General features: G+C 70.9%; 15 protein-coding genes and 1 pseudogene. 8 read left to right on the forward strand and 8 right to left on the reverse strand.

What is annotated here, in order from left to right:
* Window positions 1-165: 165 nt before the first annotated feature.
* A complete protein-coding gene (locus tag ACFYZ3_RS32265) occupies window positions 166-1,329 on the forward strand; it encodes a Gfo/Idh/MocA family protein (protein ID WP_388525165.1) in 1,164 nt (387 codons plus the stop codon).
* Here the strand turns inward: ACFYZ3_RS32265 and ACFYZ3_RS32270 are convergent.
* Complete coding sequence (locus tag ACFYZ3_RS32270) at window positions 1,307-1,525, reverse strand: hypothetical protein (RefSeq protein WP_388525168.1); 219 nt, start codon at window positions 1,523-1,525, stop codon at window positions 1,307-1,309. The genes ACFYZ3_RS32265 and ACFYZ3_RS32270 overlap by 23 nt on opposite strands.
* A 134-nt stretch (window positions 1,526-1,659) precedes the next feature.
* Here ACFYZ3_RS32270 and ACFYZ3_RS32275 point away from each other — a divergent pair, with 134 nt between their 5' ends.
* Window positions 1,660-2,436: a hypothetical protein gene (locus tag ACFYZ3_RS32275; RefSeq protein WP_388525171.1), complete on the forward strand. Its 777-nt coding sequence runs from the start codon at window positions 1,660-1,662 to the stop codon at window positions 2,434-2,436.
* A 358-nt stretch (window positions 2,437-2,794) separates the two neighbouring features.
* A pseudogene (locus tag ACFYZ3_RS32280) lies at window positions 2,795-3,294 on the forward strand (NUDIX hydrolase).
* A gap of 159 nt (window positions 3,295-3,453) precedes the next feature.
* Here ACFYZ3_RS32280 and ACFYZ3_RS32285 read toward each other — a convergent pair.
* A complete protein-coding gene (locus tag ACFYZ3_RS32285) occupies window positions 3,454-4,134 on the reverse strand; it encodes a restriction endonuclease (protein ID WP_388525174.1) in 681 nt (226 codons plus the stop codon).
* Between the two features lie 644 nt (window positions 4,135-4,778).
* On the opposite strand from ACFYZ3_RS32285, the gene ACFYZ3_RS32290 reads away from it, so the two are divergent.
* Together ACFYZ3_RS32290 and ACFYZ3_RS32295 are read left to right on the forward strand one after the other, a co-directional pair.
* Window positions 4,779-5,687 (forward strand): zinc-binding dehydrogenase, encoded by a 909-nt coding sequence (locus ACFYZ3_RS32290; RefSeq protein ID WP_388525177.1) that lies wholly within the window; start codon window positions 4,779-4,781, stop codon window positions 5,685-5,687.
* A gap of 70 nt (window positions 5,688-5,757) precedes the next feature.
* Entirely contained in the window at window positions 5,758-6,675 is a 918-nt protein-coding gene (locus tag ACFYZ3_RS32295; RefSeq protein ID WP_388525179.1) for a cupin domain-containing protein, read from the forward strand.
* A gap of 647 nt (window positions 6,676-7,322) precedes the next feature.
* Here the strand turns inward: ACFYZ3_RS32295 and ACFYZ3_RS32300 are convergent.
* Window positions 7,323-8,357 (reverse strand): LacI family DNA-binding transcriptional regulator, encoded by a 1,035-nt coding sequence (locus tag ACFYZ3_RS32300; protein ID WP_388525182.1) that lies wholly within the window; start codon window positions 8,355-8,357, stop codon window positions 7,323-7,325.
* 130 nt (window positions 8,358-8,487) lie between these two features.
* Between ACFYZ3_RS32300 and ACFYZ3_RS32305 the strand changes: the two genes are divergently transcribed.
* Window positions 8,488-9,651, forward strand: coding sequence for a phytanoyl-CoA dioxygenase family protein (locus ACFYZ3_RS32305; protein WP_388525185.1), 1,164 nt, complete (start codon window positions 8,488-8,490; stop codon window positions 9,649-9,651).
* 68 nt (window positions 9,652-9,719) lie between these two features.
* Entirely contained in the window at window positions 9,720-10,724 is a 1,005-nt protein-coding gene (locus ACFYZ3_RS32310; protein WP_388525188.1) for a Gfo/Idh/MocA family oxidoreductase, read from the forward strand.
* Window positions 10,725-10,760: 36 nt separating this feature from the next.
* On the opposite strand, the gene ACFYZ3_RS32315 is transcribed toward ACFYZ3_RS32310, so the two are convergent.
* From ACFYZ3_RS32315 to ACFYZ3_RS32335, 5 genes are all read right to left on the reverse strand, one after another.
* Window positions 10,761-11,174: a VOC family protein gene (locus ACFYZ3_RS32315; protein WP_388525191.1), complete on the reverse strand. Its 414-nt coding sequence runs from the start codon at window positions 11,172-11,174 to the stop codon at window positions 10,761-10,763.
* 114 nt (window positions 11,175-11,288) lie between these two features.
* Window positions 11,289-12,191 (reverse strand): sugar phosphate isomerase/epimerase family protein, encoded by a 903-nt coding sequence (locus ACFYZ3_RS32320; RefSeq protein WP_388525193.1) that lies wholly within the window; start codon window positions 12,189-12,191, stop codon window positions 11,289-11,291.
* Window positions 12,192-12,193: 2 nt separating this feature from the next.
* Complete coding sequence (locus tag ACFYZ3_RS32325) at window positions 12,194-13,213, reverse strand: ATP-binding cassette domain-containing protein (protein WP_388525196.1); 1,020 nt, start codon at window positions 13,211-13,213, stop codon at window positions 12,194-12,196.
* Window positions 13,214-13,218: 5 nt separating this feature from the next.
* On the reverse strand, window positions 13,219-14,295 hold the full coding sequence (locus ACFYZ3_RS32330; RefSeq protein ID WP_388525199.1) for an ABC transporter permease: 1,077 nt from the start codon (window positions 14,293-14,295) through the stop codon (window positions 13,219-13,221).
* A complete protein-coding gene (locus ACFYZ3_RS32335) occupies window positions 14,295-15,317 on the reverse strand; it encodes a sugar ABC transporter substrate-binding protein (protein ID WP_388525202.1) in 1,023 nt (340 codons plus the stop codon). The genes ACFYZ3_RS32330 and ACFYZ3_RS32335 overlap by 1 nt, the downstream gene beginning before the upstream one ends.
* 253 nt (window positions 15,318-15,570) lie before the next feature.
* On the opposite strand from ACFYZ3_RS32335, the gene iolC reads away from it, so the two are divergent.
* The gene (iolC, locus tag ACFYZ3_RS32340) at window positions 15,571-16,533 is read left to right on the forward strand and encodes a 5-dehydro-2-deoxygluconokinase (RefSeq protein ID WP_388525204.1); all 963 of its coding nucleotides are present in this window, start codon (window positions 15,571-15,573) and stop codon (window positions 16,531-16,533) included.
* Window positions 16,534-16,543 lie beyond the last annotated feature (10 nt).

Raw genomic sequence — 16,543 nt, forward strand, 5'->3', positions numbered from 1 at the left:
TGTGGAAGGACGCGATGGTCTTCAGGCCCCAGGCCTGTCCCCTGGTTGTTCGCGTTGTTCGGTCCATCGAGGCCAGGCTTTGTCCTGTCAAAAGGTTGACAGGATGCCGACGCCCGCCCAGGGTGGCCTCGGACAGATCACGGACAGGTTCGAAGAGGGGCTCTCATGGTCGAGGCACTCGGTGTCGCCGTCGTCGGTTTCGGCTGGATGGGCCGGGTGCACACCCAGGCGTACGCCCGGGTCCGCCACCACTATCCGCACCTGGCGCTGCGCCCCGAGTTGGTGACGGTCGCCGAGGAGGTCCCGGGGCGGGCCGAGGAGGCCGCCGCACAGTTCGGGTTCGCGTCGACGACCCGCGACTGGCGCGAGGTGGCGGCGGACCCGCAGGTGCACGCCGTCAGCATCACGGCCCCCAACTTCCTGCACCGCGAGATCGCCGTCGCGATGGCCGGGGCGGGCAAGCACATCTGGGTGGAGAAGCCGGTCGGCCTGTCCGCCGACGACGCACGGGCGGTGGCCGACGCGGTGGCCGGGGCAGGTGTGCAGGGCGCGGTCGGCTTCAACTACCGCAACGCCCCCGCCGTGGAGGCCGCCCGCGACCTGATCGCCGCCGGGGAGATCGGCACCGTCACCCATGCCCGCATCCGGCTCTTCAGCGACTACGCGGCCCACCCGGAGGGTGCGCTGACCTGGCGCTACGAGCGGGAGCGCGGTGGCAGCGGGGTGCTCGGCGACCTGGCCTCGCACGGCGCGGACCTGGCCCGGTTCCTGCTCGGCGACATCGCGTCGCTGACCGCCGACACGGCGGTCTTCCTGCCGGAGCGGGCCCGCCCGGCCGCCGCCACCGCCGGTCACGCGCGGGCCGCGGGCGGCGAGTTGGGTCCGGTCGAGAACGAGGACTACGTCAACTGCCTGCTGCGCTTCGCCTCCGGCGCCCGCGGAGTCCTGGAGGCCTGCCGGGTCTCCGTCGGCGAGCAGAACAACTACGGCTTCGAGGTGCACGGCACCACGGGCGCGGTGTTCTGGGACTTCCGCCGCATGAACGAACTGCGCGTCAGCCGCGGCACGGAGTACCAGGACCAGCCCGTGAGCACCGTGTACGTCGGCCCCGGGCACGGCGAGTTCGCCGCCTTCCAGCCGGGCGCCGCGAACGCCATGGGCTACGACGACCTGAAGGTGGTGGAGGCCCACCGCTTCCTGCGCTCGATCGCGGAGGGCACCCCGTACGGCGCCACCCTGCCGGACGCCGTGTACAGCGCGGCCGTACTGGAGGCCATGTCGCGGTCGGCGGACAGCGGCACCTGGGTCAGTCCCGCGGTGTCCGGGTGACGGCGCCCCGGCGGCGGGCCCGCGTCGCCCACCGGCCCAGCAGGCCCTGGACCGGGACCAGTACGAGCCAGCTCCACATGGCCGCGGGACCGACCGCCAGGGCCAGCGGGATACTCAGCCCGAAGACCACCGTCGTCGCCGCGATGTCCCGGCCTAAGATGACCTTGGCGACGCGCCGGGGAGCTGCCGTCCACACCTTCGAGCGGTCGCGGTTGCCGACCTGGACAACCCGGCCGTCTGGATGCTCCAGGCCCGCCTGATCCGCGGTACTGGTAAAATCGCGCTCTTCGGGCCCGAGCGGCCCGGAGTTCCGGTGAGGCACCACTGACCATGACCGAACCCGGCCCGGCCGCCCGCGCGCGGCTCGACCGAGCACTGGACCACCTGGACGTCACCTTCCGTGGGATGACCGCCAGGTCCGACGAGGTCCAGTGCGACTGCCACTGGGGCAGCCCGGAGGAGCTCGCCCTGCTGAAGCTCCCCGACACGGAACTCGAACCCGACCTCCTGCACCGCACCTGGAGCGCACCCGACTGGGATGACCACGGCGCCGTGCTGCGCCGTGTCCTCCCGCAGTTCGCCCGCGAACTAACCGGCGGCCTCGGCGCCTACGCGTGGGACATCGACAACGTCGGCGCCTCGTTCCACCGCGCCGACTGGCAACAGTGGCCCGCGCCGCAGAGCGAAGCCGTACGGGAATTCCTGTATGCCTGGTGGGCCCACACCCTGCTCACGCCGGACCCCGCCGTCCCCGTCCCCGAGCTCTTCGCGCTGTGTGCCGAGGCATCCGCCACTGTCGGCCCCTGGCTGGCGGTCTGGGAGGCCCTCCGCCACCCGGTCACCGACCAGCACCTCACCGACACCGTCGACCGGTGGGAGTGGGACCTCTTGGAAGACGCACTCCCCTGGCAGTCGTCGGCGTTCTGGCCGGACGAGGAAGCGGAAGCCGCACGAACGGAACTGGCCGCCTGGCTCGTGCGCGAGGCCCCCGCACGCCTCCGCGCCACCGGCGCACCCGCCGAACTCCGGCACGCCGTACGTCTGCTCGGCCTCCCCCGTGCCGACCGCTGGGACGACCCGCACGCACCGCGCCATCGCTACGCCTGACGCGGCCGCACGCAGGCCCACGTCCGTCACTGCGTTGTTCTTCCGGCGAGTGCTACCAGGGCCCCCACCCGGACGCGTCGGATCCCCGTCTTCAAACGACGGCGAGCTCAAGCGGTCAGCGCATCACTGCTGTTCAGAAGGTCAGCGTAGACCTCCGCCGGAGTGCGGTAGCCGTGGGTCTTGCGCGGGCGGTGGTTGAGCTCGTGTGCGATGGCGTCCAGGTCTGCCTGGCTGAACGTGCGGAGGTCCGCGCCCTTGGGGAGGTACTGCCGTAGCAGCGGGTACAGCGCGTTGCCGCGTTCCGGGAACGGCTGGCCGAGAAACGGCGTTGTCAGTGGGGTCTGCCAGGGTGTGCTCCGTGGATGAACTGGTGGAGCATGTCGACTGTCAGGATCGTGTGCTGGGGGTGGCCACCCGTTGGCAGGCCACCCGGGAGGGCTGGCTGCATCGGATCTCCTCGACGGTGTGTCGTGATGAGCGTGGTCGGATCCTCGTCCATAGGCGGTCGGAGCAGCTGTCGCGCTTCCCGGGCTCCATGAGGTCATGGTGGGTGGCGCCGTGGCTGTCGGCGAATCCTATGAACAGGCTGCCGGGCGGGAGCTGACCGAAGAGCTGGGCGTCCGTGGCCTACCGCGCTTGCTGTTCCGGTTCATCAACCGGAGCGGTCTGAGCCCCCACTGGCTCGGCGTGCACGAAGCCGTGATTCCGGATGCTGTGACCCCCGATTCCGACGAGGTCGCCTGGCATGGCTGGCTGACGGAGTCGGAGCTTCACTCGGCCCTGCTGGCATGGCGCTTCACTCCCGACAGCCATGAGGCCTTCAGCCGGTATCTCGCGTTCCGGGACGCGAGGTGTTGACCTGTCTGGTCTCTTCGATCGGGTCACTCGGCCCAGGGACAGCAGGAAGCAGAGGACGCCGTCCATCGCCGGGCTCGAACAGAGTCTCCAGCCCCTGCTCCACCACCGGCCACAGGCCACACGCGACAGGCCCAGGACGGGCCAAAAGGCTCGCGCCTTTCAGCTCAGGGACGACGGGCGACGCGGAGGCGGCACCGCCCGCAACAGCTCCCACAACGGACGTGACCCGGACGCCCACACGGCCAGCGTCTGCCGGTCGACGACGTGCAGCCGCTGCTGCTTGGCGAACGTGACCGCCGGCCCCGTCACCCGTCCGTTCGTGACGATCACCGCAACATCCGCGCCGTGCACCTGCCGGGCCGTTCCGTTGAGCACCTGCAGATCCGGCGTCCCCACCGCCGAGCCCCGGGCACCGTCGCGGCGGTGCTTGCACTGGATCACCCAGCGCCGCCCGTACGGGTCCGTGGCCTTGACGTCCGCCCCCAGGTCCCCACGGCCGCCGACCCGCTCGGCGTCCCGGCAGCCGTCCCGCCGCATCAGCTCCCGTATCGCGTCCTCGAACCGCGTGTGGTGCAGCGCGTCCAGCTGCGGCAGTCCGTAGCGCAGACCCTGCGCCCGCACCGCCTCCCACTGGGCCCGCTGCCGCCGGTTGTAGAGCCAGCCGGCGCCCGCCAGCACGGCGAGCACCAGGACCACGACCAGCACCCACCAGTGCGCCAGCAGCCAGTTGACCACCATCACCACCAGACCGATACCGGCCGCCGCCACCACGGCGAAGGCGATCAGCCGTGCGTCCCGCTGCTGCTGCCTCCGGCTGGACCGCCTCGTACGCCGCCTCACCGGCGACCGCCGCCGGGTCACCGCTCCCACCGGATCGGGTACGACACCGTGGGACGAGGCTGTGGCGCCCGCGCAGCCGGGGCGTGGTCGAACCGGATCGGGTACTGGACCGTGGTCTGCGGCCGCGGAGCCCCCTCACCCGTCGAGACGTTGCTGTTGCCCAGCCCGACCACGGCCAAAGCAACCACCCCGAGGATCACCGTTTCCCGTTTGGCACCCGGAGCCCACCGCGAATGACCGCGAACCGGTGTCCCGTCAGAACGCACATACGACCGTACCCAAGGCATACAAGCCTCCCCCTCGCAGCGACTCCCCGCACAACCACCCATGCTGACAGGAGGCACTGACAACGCGTCAGGACGCCGACACCCATAGTGATCAAGGAAAGAGAGAACGGGCCAGCTCAGGAACGACCGGGGGGGGTGGATTCGTTCGAGAGATTCGAGAGCGGGGGACGGGTGCAGGGCTCGACGCGCCGCGAGTCGCACTGACACAGATCGTCAACTGATTGATTCTCACGGGTCTGGTCGCTGTCCCGGACCTGCGTAGGGTTTCAAGCAGACGGCAGTGCGGCATTTGCGCACTCGATCTGCCGCAGCGCCGAGTGTTCAGGCGTACCCACGAGAGAAGGAAACACATCCCCTATGCGCGCCCTTGTGGTCGATCACAGTGGGGCCGGACCCGTCCGGTTCGCCGATGTCGATGAGCCCGTACCGTCCGCCGGTGAGGCACTGGTGGAGATACGGCACATCGGTCTCAACTTCGGAGAGCTGAATTACGTGGACCAGTGGCCGGCCGGCGCTGTGCACGGTCACGACGCGGCCGGCATCGTGGTGCGCGCCGCATCCGACGGCTCGGGACCGCCCGAAGGTACGCGCGTCGCGGTGGGAATGGCTCCCCACGCGTGGGCGGAGCGGGTGGCAGTCAGTCCCGCCTCACTCGGCACCGTCCCCAAGAGCGTGGATCTGGCCGATGCCGCCGCGCTGGGGATCGCCGGGGTCACCCCATTGCGGGTGCTGCGCACGCGTTCCCTGCTGGCGCGCAACGTGCTGATCACCGGCGCCAGCGGGGGCGTGGGGCACTTCGCCGTCCAACTGGCAGCGCTGGCGGGCGCCCGGGTGACGGCACTCGTCGGTTCGCCGGAGCGGGCCGCCGGACTCCGCGAACTCGGCGCCGACAAGGTCCTGACCGACCTGGCCGAGACCGGGGACCGGTTCGACCTCGTCCTGGACACGGTCGGCGGACCACTGGTGGCCCAGGCGTGGAGTTCCCTCGCCGAGGGCGGCACCCTCCACCTGGTCGGTTACTCCTCGGGACAGGAGACCACGTTCCCGTCAGGTGCCTTGTTCGGCTTCGGCGAACCCCGCAGCATCGCCACCTACGGCGACATGACACCGACCGGCGGGGAGCTGACGGACCTGCTGGGCCTCATGGCCGCCGGGAGGCTCTCGGCGCCGGTCGGACTGCGAGGCCACTGGCACGAGGTGGGTGACGCCGTCCAGGCGCTGTTCGCGCGGAAGGTGCACGGAAAGGTCATCCTTGACGTGGCCTGACGCCGTGGACCAGGACACGTGCACCGTCGCCCGCCGGGGGCGGCTCGCGGCGGTGGACGAGAATGGACCCATGGATGTACTGGCGGAGGTCTTGCGTGTTTCGGGTGCGCGTGGGGCGCTCGGGGTCATGCTGAAGGCTGGGGGAACCTGGGGCCTGTGGCTGGACTCCTATCCAGGAGCGGCACTGCACGTGGTGTCCCGCGGCACTATGTGGCTCCACGTCACGGGCGAGAAACCTTTTCAGGTGCAGGCCGGGGACGCCGTCCTGGTGCCACCGGGCACCGCACACGGGATAGCCGGCGGCATCGGCGTGACGATGGGCTCCTGCGACCGTGAAGAGGCGGCCCGGGCTTTTGGCGATGGCCGAGCCCTGAGGCTGGGCTCGGCGCCGGTGCAGACGGAAGTGATCATCCTGCACTACGAGCAGGACCCGGAGGTGCGCACACCGGTGCTCACCTCCTTCGCTCGGCCGATGCACGTCACAGCCGGGGAGAACGCGCAGCTCAGAAGGACCGTCGAACTTCTCGCTGCTGAGCTCGCGCAGCCGCAGTTCGGCACCACCGCCGCCATCAACAGCATTGTCGACCTTCTGCTCGTCCAGTTCGTACGCGCCTGGCTTGCCCGCCATCCGCAGGAGCAGTCCGGCTCATGGCTGGGAGCGATGCGTGATCCGGTCGTGCGCGACGCTCTCGCGTGTGTCCACGCCCAACCGGGCCACCCCTGGACCACGGAGACCCTGGCCGCCGCGACGAGCGTCTCCCGGGCGACGCTGTCCAGGCGTTTCCGGTCCGCCCTCGGACAGACGCCGGGCGCGTACGTGACGCAGTGGCGCATCGACCTGGCGTCCGTCCGGCTCCGAGATACCGATGAGCCGGTCGAGTCGATCTCCGGCGCGGTCGGATACGGCTCTCCGCACGCTTTCAGCCGTGCCTTCAGACGTGTCCGAGGCACGGCCCCGGGAGAGTACCGTTCTCGACTTCGCAAGTGACCCGCCTCGGGACTGGTGGGCTCGCTTGTTGAGATGTCGCGTATTCCTCGTTGAGGCCGTGCCTGGTGTCACCGTGTGTGGTCGCCGGAGGCGTATCGGGCCCAGGTTCCTCCGGCTTCAGTGACCAAGGCGGGTGGTTCTTCGCGGCTACGGCGGAGACCGAGCGGGAGAACATCCGGGAGTCGACCCTCGAAGGGCTCGACGCGGCGGCCCGCAAGGGCAAGCACGGCGGCCGGCCGCCCGTCATCACCGAGGACATGCTGCACACCGTGCCGCGGCGCCGAGCGAACGGCGAGTCGGTCGAGCAGACCCAGCCCGACCTGATCATCCCCACCGGCAAACGCAAGGGCCAGACCCCCAGCGTCGCGAGCATCCATCGCGCGCTCGCCGAGCACGAGAAGCAGGAGGCGTACCCCGAGGCCGTTGCCCAGGCACACGCCGACTTCGCCGACCGCCAGGACGCCGACGACATCCCCCGCCCCGCCGAGTCCGCATCCGGCGACCGGACGACCCGCTCACCCCGACGCCAGTCGGACCATGATCAATCTCAACGGCACTTCCTGTACCGCAACTACTCACACCCGGTCAGCGACGGTAGGAGCGAGCCCGCGGACGGCCCCGTCACACGCCGGGGGCGGCGGCGCGCGTCACACGGTCGCGGTGTCGGACGGCATGTTGTGCGGGGTGACGACCTGGATCGCCGACGGCCGCGCCGGACCGGCGGGAGGCAGGGCGCCGTGGGCGCGCATCACGTGGCGGCAGGCCTCGCGCAGGTCCTGGCGCAGGTCGTGGTGGAGCACGACGGACAGGCGCCGTTCGCGCAGCAGCCGGGTGTTGTCCTGGTCGAGGTCGTGGGCGACGAACACGTCGCAGGTGCGGCCGAGGTCCTCGAAGGCGCGCAGGGTGGCGATGTTGCCGCCGCCCATCGAGTAGACCGCCCGGATCCGCGGATCGCGTTCAAGCGCGGCCCGCACCAGGTCGTACTGGGTGGCGTCCAGGCCCTGTCCCTCGGCGATCTCGACGAGGGCCCGCCCGGGGTGCCGGGCCCGCATGACGCCGCGGAAGCCCATCTCGCGTTCCTCCTCGTTGCGGAAGAAGCCGCTGCTGAGGCTGGTGAGGACGTTGCCGGGGCGTTCGCCGAGCCACTCGCCCATGAGGTAGGCGGCGGTCGCGCCCGCGGCCCGGTCGTCGATGCCGACGTAGGCCACCCGGGGGCTGGCCGGCAGGTCCGTCGCCAGGGTGACGACGGGGACGCCCGCGGCGGTCAGCCGGCCGACGGCGGCGGTCACCTCGGGGACGTCCGGGGCCTTGAGGATCACCCCCTGGGAGCCGCGCCGGGCGATCCGGTCCAGGGTCGCGGTCAGCTCCCCGGCCGGGCCCGTCTCGCGGAAGTGGAACCGGCAGCGCACCACGGCCGGGTGCAGCGCGGGCAGTTCGGCCTCCAGGGCCGCACGCACGGCGGTGGAGAAGCGCTCCGGCGACTGCATCACGATGTCGCACATGAACGTGCGGCCGACCAGTCGGACCTGGGTGCGCTGGCGGTCCAGGTCGGCTATGGCCCGTCGGACCTCGTAGGCGGTGCTCTCGCGCACGCCGCCGCGGCCGTTGAGCACCCGGTCGACGGTGGCCTCGCTCAGGCCCGCCTGCCGTGCGATCTCCCGGATCGGGAAGGGATGCCCCATGACCGGCTCCTCGGCTTCGTCCGCGCGGCGCGCCCTGAGGGGTTTTTGATGGCCGCCTGCTGGTTGTTCGACGCGTTTGTCAGGACAAGAATGGCAGCACCGCGTCGCCCCTGTCAGCGAAAGGACGACGATGCCCGCAGCGCCCGTCCCCGCCCACCGCTCCCGGCTGTCCGCAGGCGACTGCGACCTCGACGCCTTCCGCGTGCTCGTGGAGCAGCCGACCGACCCGGCCGCGTACCCGCGGGCCGCCGCCGTGGAGCGGCACGTCCCCGTGTACGACGCCGGGCAGCTGCGCGACGACGCGGAGACGGCCGCCGAGCTCGTCCACGCCCTCGCCGACGGTCCCGGCATCGTCGTCGTCGCGGGCGCCTTCCCGGACCCGGCCGTGGTCGACCGGGCCACCGCGGTGTTCGACGCGCTGATCGCCGAGCAGCGCGCCTCGGGGACCGCCGCCGGTGACCACTTCGCCGCGCCGGGGGCCAACGACCGGGTGTGGAACGCCCTGGAGAAGGCGGCCCTGCGCGATGCGGAGGCGTTCGCCGACTACTACGCCAACGACGCCCTGGCCCTGGTCGCCCGCGCCTGGCTCGGCCCCGGCTACCAGGTCACCTCCCAGATCAACGTGGTCAACCCGGGCGGCGCCGCCCAGACCGTGCACCGCGACTACCACCTGGGCTTCCTCTCGGGCGAGGCCGCCGCCGCGTACCCGGCGCACGTGCACCGCCTGTCCCCGGTGCTCACCCTCCAGGGCGCCGTCGCGCACTGCGACATGCCCGTGGAGTCGGGGCCCACGATGTACCTGCCGCACTCCCAGAAGTACGAGCCCGGCTACCTGGCGTGGCGGCTGCCGGAGTTCCGGGCCTACTTCGAGGCGCGTCACGTGCAGTTGCCGCTGGCCAAGGGCGACGCGGTCTTCTTCAGCCCCGCGCTGTTCCACGCGGCGGGCACCAACCGTTCCGCGGGCGTCCGCCGCATGGCCAACCTGCTGCAGATCTCCTCCGCGTTCGGCCGGGCCATGGAGAGCGTGGACCGGGAGGCGGTGGTGGACGCCGTCTATCCGGTGCTGCTGAGGCGGAAGGCCGAGGGCGTGGACGGGCGGTGGCTGGAGCAGGTGGTCGCCGCGAGCGCGGAGGGGTACCCGTTCCCGACCAACCTCGACCGGGACCCGCCGGTCGACGGCCTGGCCCCGCCCTCCCAGGCGGACCTCGTACGGCGGGCGCTGCGCGAGGAGTGGACCCCACAGGCGCTGCGCGCACAACTGCGGGCGGGCCGGGCGCGACGAGAGAGCCGGTGAACGGGGGCGCACGGGGCACGGGCCCCGGCACGGACACCCCACACCCCGAGCAAGGAGCAGCACAGCACATGCGTATCGGAATCCTCGGCCTCGGCCGCATCGGCGCCTTCCACGCCGAGACCCTCGCCGGACTCGACGCCGTCGACTCCCTCGTCGTCGCCGACCCGTTCGCGGACGCCGCGAAGGCCGCCGCCGAGCGGTTCGGCGCCGAGGTGGCCGGATCGCCCGAGGCGGTGCTCGCCGCCGGTGTGGACGGTGTGGTGGTCGCGGCGGCGACCGACGCCCACCCGGACCTGATCCTGGCCGCCGTAGAGGCCGGTGTGCCCGTCTTCTGCGAGAAGCCCGTCGCCCGCACCATGACGGAGGGCGTCGAGGTGCTCAAGGCGCTCGCGGGCCGTGACGTGCCGGTCCAGATCGGCTACCAGCGCCGCTTCGACGCCGGGTTCGCCGCAGCGCGGGCCGCCGTGCGGAGCGGTGAGCTGGGGCCGCTGCACACCGTACGGTCGACCACGCTGGACCCGGCGCCGCCGCCCGCCGCGTACGTCGCCGCCTCCGGGGGCATCTTCCGGGACTGCTCGGTGCACGACTTCGACTCGATCCGCTGGGTGACCGGCCGGGAGGTGAGCGAGGTGTACGCCGTCGGCGGCAACCGCGGTGCCGACTTCATCCGGGAGGCGGGCGACGCGGACACCACCGGCGCGGTCCTCACCCTGGACGACGGCACCATCGCGATGGTCTCCAACAGCCGTCACAACGCCCGTGGTTACGACGTCCGGATGGAGATCCACGGCTTCGACGACTCGATCGCCGTCGGCCTGGAGGACAGGCTGCCACTGCGCTCGGTGGAGCCGGGCGTGACCTTCCCCGCCGGTACTCCCCACGACTTCTTCATGGCCCGTTTCACCGCCGCCTACCGCGCCGAGCTGACCGCGTTCACCGAGGTCGTCGCCGGTGCCCGCACCTCGCCCTGCACGGTCGAGGACGCGCTGGAGGCTGGCTGGATCGCCGAGGCGTGCACGCTGTCGCTGCGCGAGCACCGGCCGGTGACGATCGCGGAGGTACGGCGCGGCTGAGCTGGGGGCGGGTGCACGGTCCGGCGGGCTGCCCGGTCAGCCCGCCGGCTCGCTGATGTTCACCATCCAGGTGACGCCGAACCGGTCCGTGCACATGCCGAAGACGTCGCCCCACATCTGCTTCTCCAGGGGCACGGCGACGGAACCGCCGGCGGACAGCTTCTCCCAGTAGCCGCGCAGCTCGGTCGCGTCGTCGCCGCTGAGACTCACCGCGAAGGTGTTCCCCGGCGTGTACTGCATCCCGGGCGGGGTGTCGGCACCCATCAGGGTGAAGCCGCTCGGCGTCTCCAGCATGCCGTGCATGATCTTGTCGGTGTACGCGGGGTCCGGCATGCCGGCCGAGCCGAAGGTGTTCAGCGCCAGGGTGCCGCCGAACACCTGCTCGTAGAACTCCATCGCCTGTCGGGCGTCGCCGTCGAAGCTGAGGTACGGGTTGAGACGCGAGGACATGGTGCCTCCCGGAACGGGACGAGGTGTCAGTGCTGGGCACGCTAGCGCGCACCACTGGCATCGGCCCGCCGAGCGGCGCACCGGCGGGACGCTCCCCCGCCGGTGCGGCCGGTCTCAGGCGCCGCAGGAGCGCAGGAACTTCCGGGTGCGCACCGCGATGGGCAGCGGCTTGTCCGGCTCGCAGGGGTACATGTCCTGCTCGACGATGGCGAACAGGTCCACGCCGAGTTCCTGGGCGGCCGTGAGTACCGGGCCCAGCTCCGGCACTCCGCCGGGCGGCTCGCACATCACGCCGCGCTGCACGGCCGGGCCGAACGGCACCCCGCCCTCGCGCACCCCGGCGAGGATGTCCGGGTCGACCTGCTTGAGGTGGAGGTAGCCGATGCGCTCGCCGTAGGTCTCGATCAGCTTGACGCTGTCGCCGCCGCAGTAGGCGTAGTGACCGGTGTCCAGGCAGAGGTTCACCAGGTCGGAGTCGGTGGCGTCGAGGAAGCGCTCGACGTGCTCCTCGGTGTCGATGTGGGTGTCGGCGTGCGGGTGGACGACGATGTCCAGGCCGTAGGTCTCCCGCACCTCGCGGCCCAGGCGTTCCATGCCCCGGGTGAGGTGGCCCCACTGCTCGACGGTCAGCTCCGGCGGTTCGAGGATCTCGGCCGTCTTGTCGTCGCGCCAGAAGGACGGGATGACCACGAGGTGTTTCGCGTCCATCGCCTTGGTGAGGGCGGCGACGCGGCCGACCTGTTCCCAGGTGGCGTCCCATTCGGAGGGGCCGCGGTGCAGTCCGCAGAAGATGGTGCCCGCCGAGACCTTGAGGCCGCGCCGGGTGACCTCGTCGGTGAGCCGGGCGGGGTCGGTGGGGAGGTAGCCGTAGGGGCCCAGCTCGATCCAGTCGTAGCCGGCCTCGGTGACCTCGTCCAGGAACCGTTCCCACGGCACCTGCCGGGGGTCGTCGGGGAACCAGACGCCCCAGGAGTCGGGGGCCGAGCCGACGCGGATGCGGTCGAGGGCAGAGGGCATGCTCAGGCCTTCCCTTCGGCGGTGCCGGATGCGGTGCTGTCGGACGCTGCGGCGTCGGACTCCGCCGCGTCGGATGCGGAGGCGTCGGATGCGGCGGCGTCGGTCCTGTCGGCAGTATCGGGTGCGGCGGCCTTCGCCGCAGCGCCCGCCTCGTCGGGGAGCGCCTCCACGTCGACGCCGCCGACCTGCGCCAGCTCGTGCTTGAGGGCGGCCAGTTCGGCGCCGCCCGCCATGTGGTTGGTGAGCGCTTCGAGGGTGATGTCGGCGCGGGCGGCGCTCAGTTCGAGGGTTCCCAGGCGCAGCACGCTGAAGTGGTCGCCGACCATGTAGGCGTGGTGGGGGTTGTGGGTGATGAAGATGACGCCGAGTCCGCGTTCGCGGGCGGCGGCGATGTACTTGAGGACCACGCCGGACTGCTTGACGCCGAGGGCGGCGGTGGGTTCGTCCAGGATGAGGACGCGGGCGCCGAAGTAGACGGCGCGGGCGATGGCGACACACTGGCGCTGGCCGCCGGAGAGGGTGCCGATGGGCTGTTCGAGGTCGTCCAGGACGATGCCCATGTTGCGCAGTTCCTCGTCGGCGGTCCGCTTCATGCGGGCGATGTCGAGGCGGCGCACGGGCCAGGGGCCCTTGGTCATCTCGGAGCCGAGGAAGAAGTTCCGCCACACCGGCATCAGCGGGATCGTGGCGAGGTCCTGGTAGACCGTGGCGATGCCGCGGGCCAGCGCGTCGCGCGGGGTGCCGAAGCGCACGGCGTCGCCGTCGACGAGGAACTCGCCCTCGGTGTGCTGGTGCAGCCCGGAGATGATCTTGATGAGGGTGGACTTGCCGGCACCGTTGTCACCGAGCACGCAGGTCACCCGGCCGGGGTGCACGGCGAGGTCGACGCCGTGCAGGGCGCGGATGTTGCCGTAGGACTTGCCGGCCCGGCGCAGTTCGACGAGCGGGCGGTCCTGCTGGGGTACGGGGTCGGCCAGGACGGCGCCGTGGGTGCCGGGGGCTGCGGGGCTCTTGCTGGTCATGCCGATCACCTCCGGGTCGCGGCGCGGCGGACGTACAGGTTGATGAGGACGGCGCCCAGGAGCATCACGCCGAGGAAGGCCTTGAACCAGTCGGGGTTCCAGCCCGCGAAGACGATGCCCTGGTTCACCATGCCGAACATGAAGGCGCCGAAGACGGGGCCGATGGCGGAGCCGTAGCCGCCGGTGAGCAGACAGCCGCCGATGACGGCCGCGGCGATGTAGATCAGCTCCTGGCCGACGCCCTCGCCGGACTGCACGGTGTTGAAGGAGAACAGCTGGTGCATGCCGACGAACCAGGCGCCGAAGCCGACCAGCATGAACAGTGTGATCTTGGTGAAGGTGACCGGCACGCCGACCGCGCGGGCGGACTCCTGGCTGCCGCCGACGGCGAAGATCCAGTTGCCGTACTTGGTGCGCAGCAGGACCCAGGTGGCCAGGGCCGCGAAGACCAGCCACCACACCACCGTGATCTTCACCTCGACGCCGCCGACGTCGAAGGACGAGGCGAACAGGGCCTTGGCCTGGTCGAAGCCGTCCATGTCGCTGATGTCGTCGGTGGCGACGTTGCCGGTGACGAGCTTGGTGACGGCGAGGTTGACGCCCTGGAGGACCAGGAAGGTGGCCAGCGTGACCAGGAAGCTCGGCAGGCCGGTCTTCACCAGCACCCAGCCGTTGAAGGCGCCGACGGCGAGCGAGGCCACGAGGGCGACGACGACGCCCATCCAGACGTTCATGGTCAGCTGGTAGCTGAGCATGCCCGCGGTGAGCGCCGAGGTGACCACGGCGACACCGGCGGACAGGTCGAACTCGCCGCCGATCATCAGCAGGGCGACGGGCAGCGCCATGATGCCGATGGTGGACGACTGGTACAGCACCGTCGCCATGGAACCGCCGTCGCGGAGGGTGGGCGCGGCGATCAGGAAGAAGACGAACACGGCGACGGCGCCGAGGAAGACCCCGACCTCGGGCCGGGCGAGCACCCGCAGCGCCACGGAGCGCTCACGGGTGCGTCCGTCGGTTTGCTTGGGGCCGGGGGCCGGCGGTGTGGTCACCGCCGGCTCAGCCTGCCTGGCCATGCTCATCACCGGGTGCCCTTCGAGGCGAACTCGGCGACGGCCTTGACGTTGGTCTTGTCGACGAAGGCCGGGCCGGTCAGCACCGGCTGCTCACCGCCGCCGCTGTAGTTTCCGTTGTTCTTGTAGAGCCACAGGCCGTCGACCGCGAGGTAGCCCTGGAGGTAGGGCTGCTGGTCGACGGCGAACTCGATGTCGCCCTTCTCGATGGCGCCGGTCAGTTCCTTGTTGAGGTCGAAGGTGGCGACCTTGGCCTTGCTGCCGGACTCGTCCACCGACTGCACGGCGGTCATGGCGAAGGGGGCGCCGAGCGTGACGAGGTGGTCGATGCCGCCGTCCTGCTTGAGCTTGGCGGTGATGGTCGACTTCACCGAGGGCATGTCGGTGCCGTTGACGTAGAGGTTCTCGATGGACCCCTCGAAGGTCTTCTTCACACCGTCGCAGCGCTGGGTCAGGCCGACGTTGCCCTGCTCGTGGATGACGCAGACGGCCTTCTTGGCACCGTCCTCGTTGAGTCGCTTGCCGAGCGCCTCGCCGGCCACGCCCTCGTCCTGGCCGAAGAACTCCATCAGGCCGAGCTTCTTCCAGTCCGCCAGACCGGAGTTGAGCCCGACCACGGGTATGCCGGCCTTCTCCGCCTTGTCGAGGACACTGCGCAGGGCGTCCGGCTTGGCAAGGGTGACGGCGATGCCGTCGACCTTCTGGTCGATCGCGTTCTGCACCAGGTTGGCCTGGTTGCCCGCGTTCGGGTCGGCGGAGTAGACGAGCTTGACGTTGTCCTTGTCGGCGGCGGCCTGGGCGCCCTTGCGGACGATGTCCCAGAAGGTGTCGCCGGGTGCCTGGTGGGTGACCAGGGCGACCGTCATGCGCGGGGTGTTCGCCTTGCCCGCGGAGGCGCCCGAGTCGCTCTCCTCGTCGGCCTTCTTCCCGCCCGAGCTGCTGGAGCAGCCGGCGAGGGTCAGGGCCGCGGCGGCGGCGAGGGCCACGGCAGGGGCGAATCTGCGGGAGCGGGCGTGCGAAGAGCGGTCCATCTTTTCCTGCACCTCACTGTGCGACTGTGCGACGGGAGAGCCGTGTGCCAGACCCGAGTGCCAGACCCGAGAAGAATGGCTGTTGCTGCGCTGGGACCGGATACAAGTCCTTGGGACGCCCACTGTCAATACTTTGTCAAGACATCATTTCACTCACAGGTCCGAATGTAAGTACAAAGTATTGACAGCGTCGTCCAGGAGTCATACACCTTGGGAGGCGGCAGGCCCCCGCCCAGCCAAAGGAGCGTCGCACATGGCCGAGTCAGTCCCGCGTTTCGATCTGATCACGATGGGCCGCATCGGGGTCGATCTCTATCCTCTGCAGACGGGCGTACCCCTGGCGGAGGTTGAGACCTTCGGCAAGTTTCTCGGCGGTTCGGCCTCCAACGTCGCGGTCGCGGCCGCCCGGCTCGGCCGCACCACGGCTGTCATCACCCGCACGGGCGACGATCCCTTCGGCGGTTATCTGCACGGCGCGCTGAAGGAGTTCGGCGTCGACGACCGCTGGGTCACGCCGGTCGCCGCGTACCCGACCCCGGTGACGTTCTGCGAGATCTTCCCGCCGGACGACTTCCCGCTCTACTTCTACCGCCTCCCCAAGGCCCCGGACCTGGAGATCCACCCGGAGGAGCTGGACCTGGACGCGATCCGCGCGGCCTCGATCTTCTGGATGACCGGCACCGGACTGAGCGAGGAACCGAGCCGTACGGCGACGCTGGCCGCCCTCGCCCACCGCGCGAAGTCCGGCACCACGGTCTTCGACCTGGACTGGCGCCCCATGTTCTGGGCCGACCCGGACCAGGCCCGCCCGTACTACGCCGAGGCGCTCGCGCACGCGACCGTCGCGGTCGGCAACCTGGACGAGTGCGAGATCGCCACCGGCGTGCGCGAACCCCGCGCCTGCGCCGAGGCGCTGCTGGCGGCCGGTGTGGAGCTGGCCGTCGTCAAGCAGGGCCCGAAGGGCGTCCTCGCCGTGCACCGCGACGGCCGGTCGGCCGAGGTGCCGCCGGTCCCGGTCGAGGTGGTCAACGGCCTCGGCGCGGGCGACGCGTTCGGCGGCTCCCTGTGCCACGGTCTGCTCTCCGGCTGGGAGCTGGAGCGGATCATGCGGTACGCCAACGCGGCCGGCGCCCTCGTCGCCTCCCGTCTCGCCTGTTCCTCCGCGATGCCCACCGAGGCGGAGGTCGACGACCTCCTCGCGCGAGCCACTCCCTGAACGGAGCAAA

Source organism: Streptomyces sp. NPDC001599 (genome assembly GCF_042893535.1).
Lineage (GTDB): Bacteria > Actinomycetota > Actinomycetes > Streptomycetales > Streptomycetaceae > Streptomyces.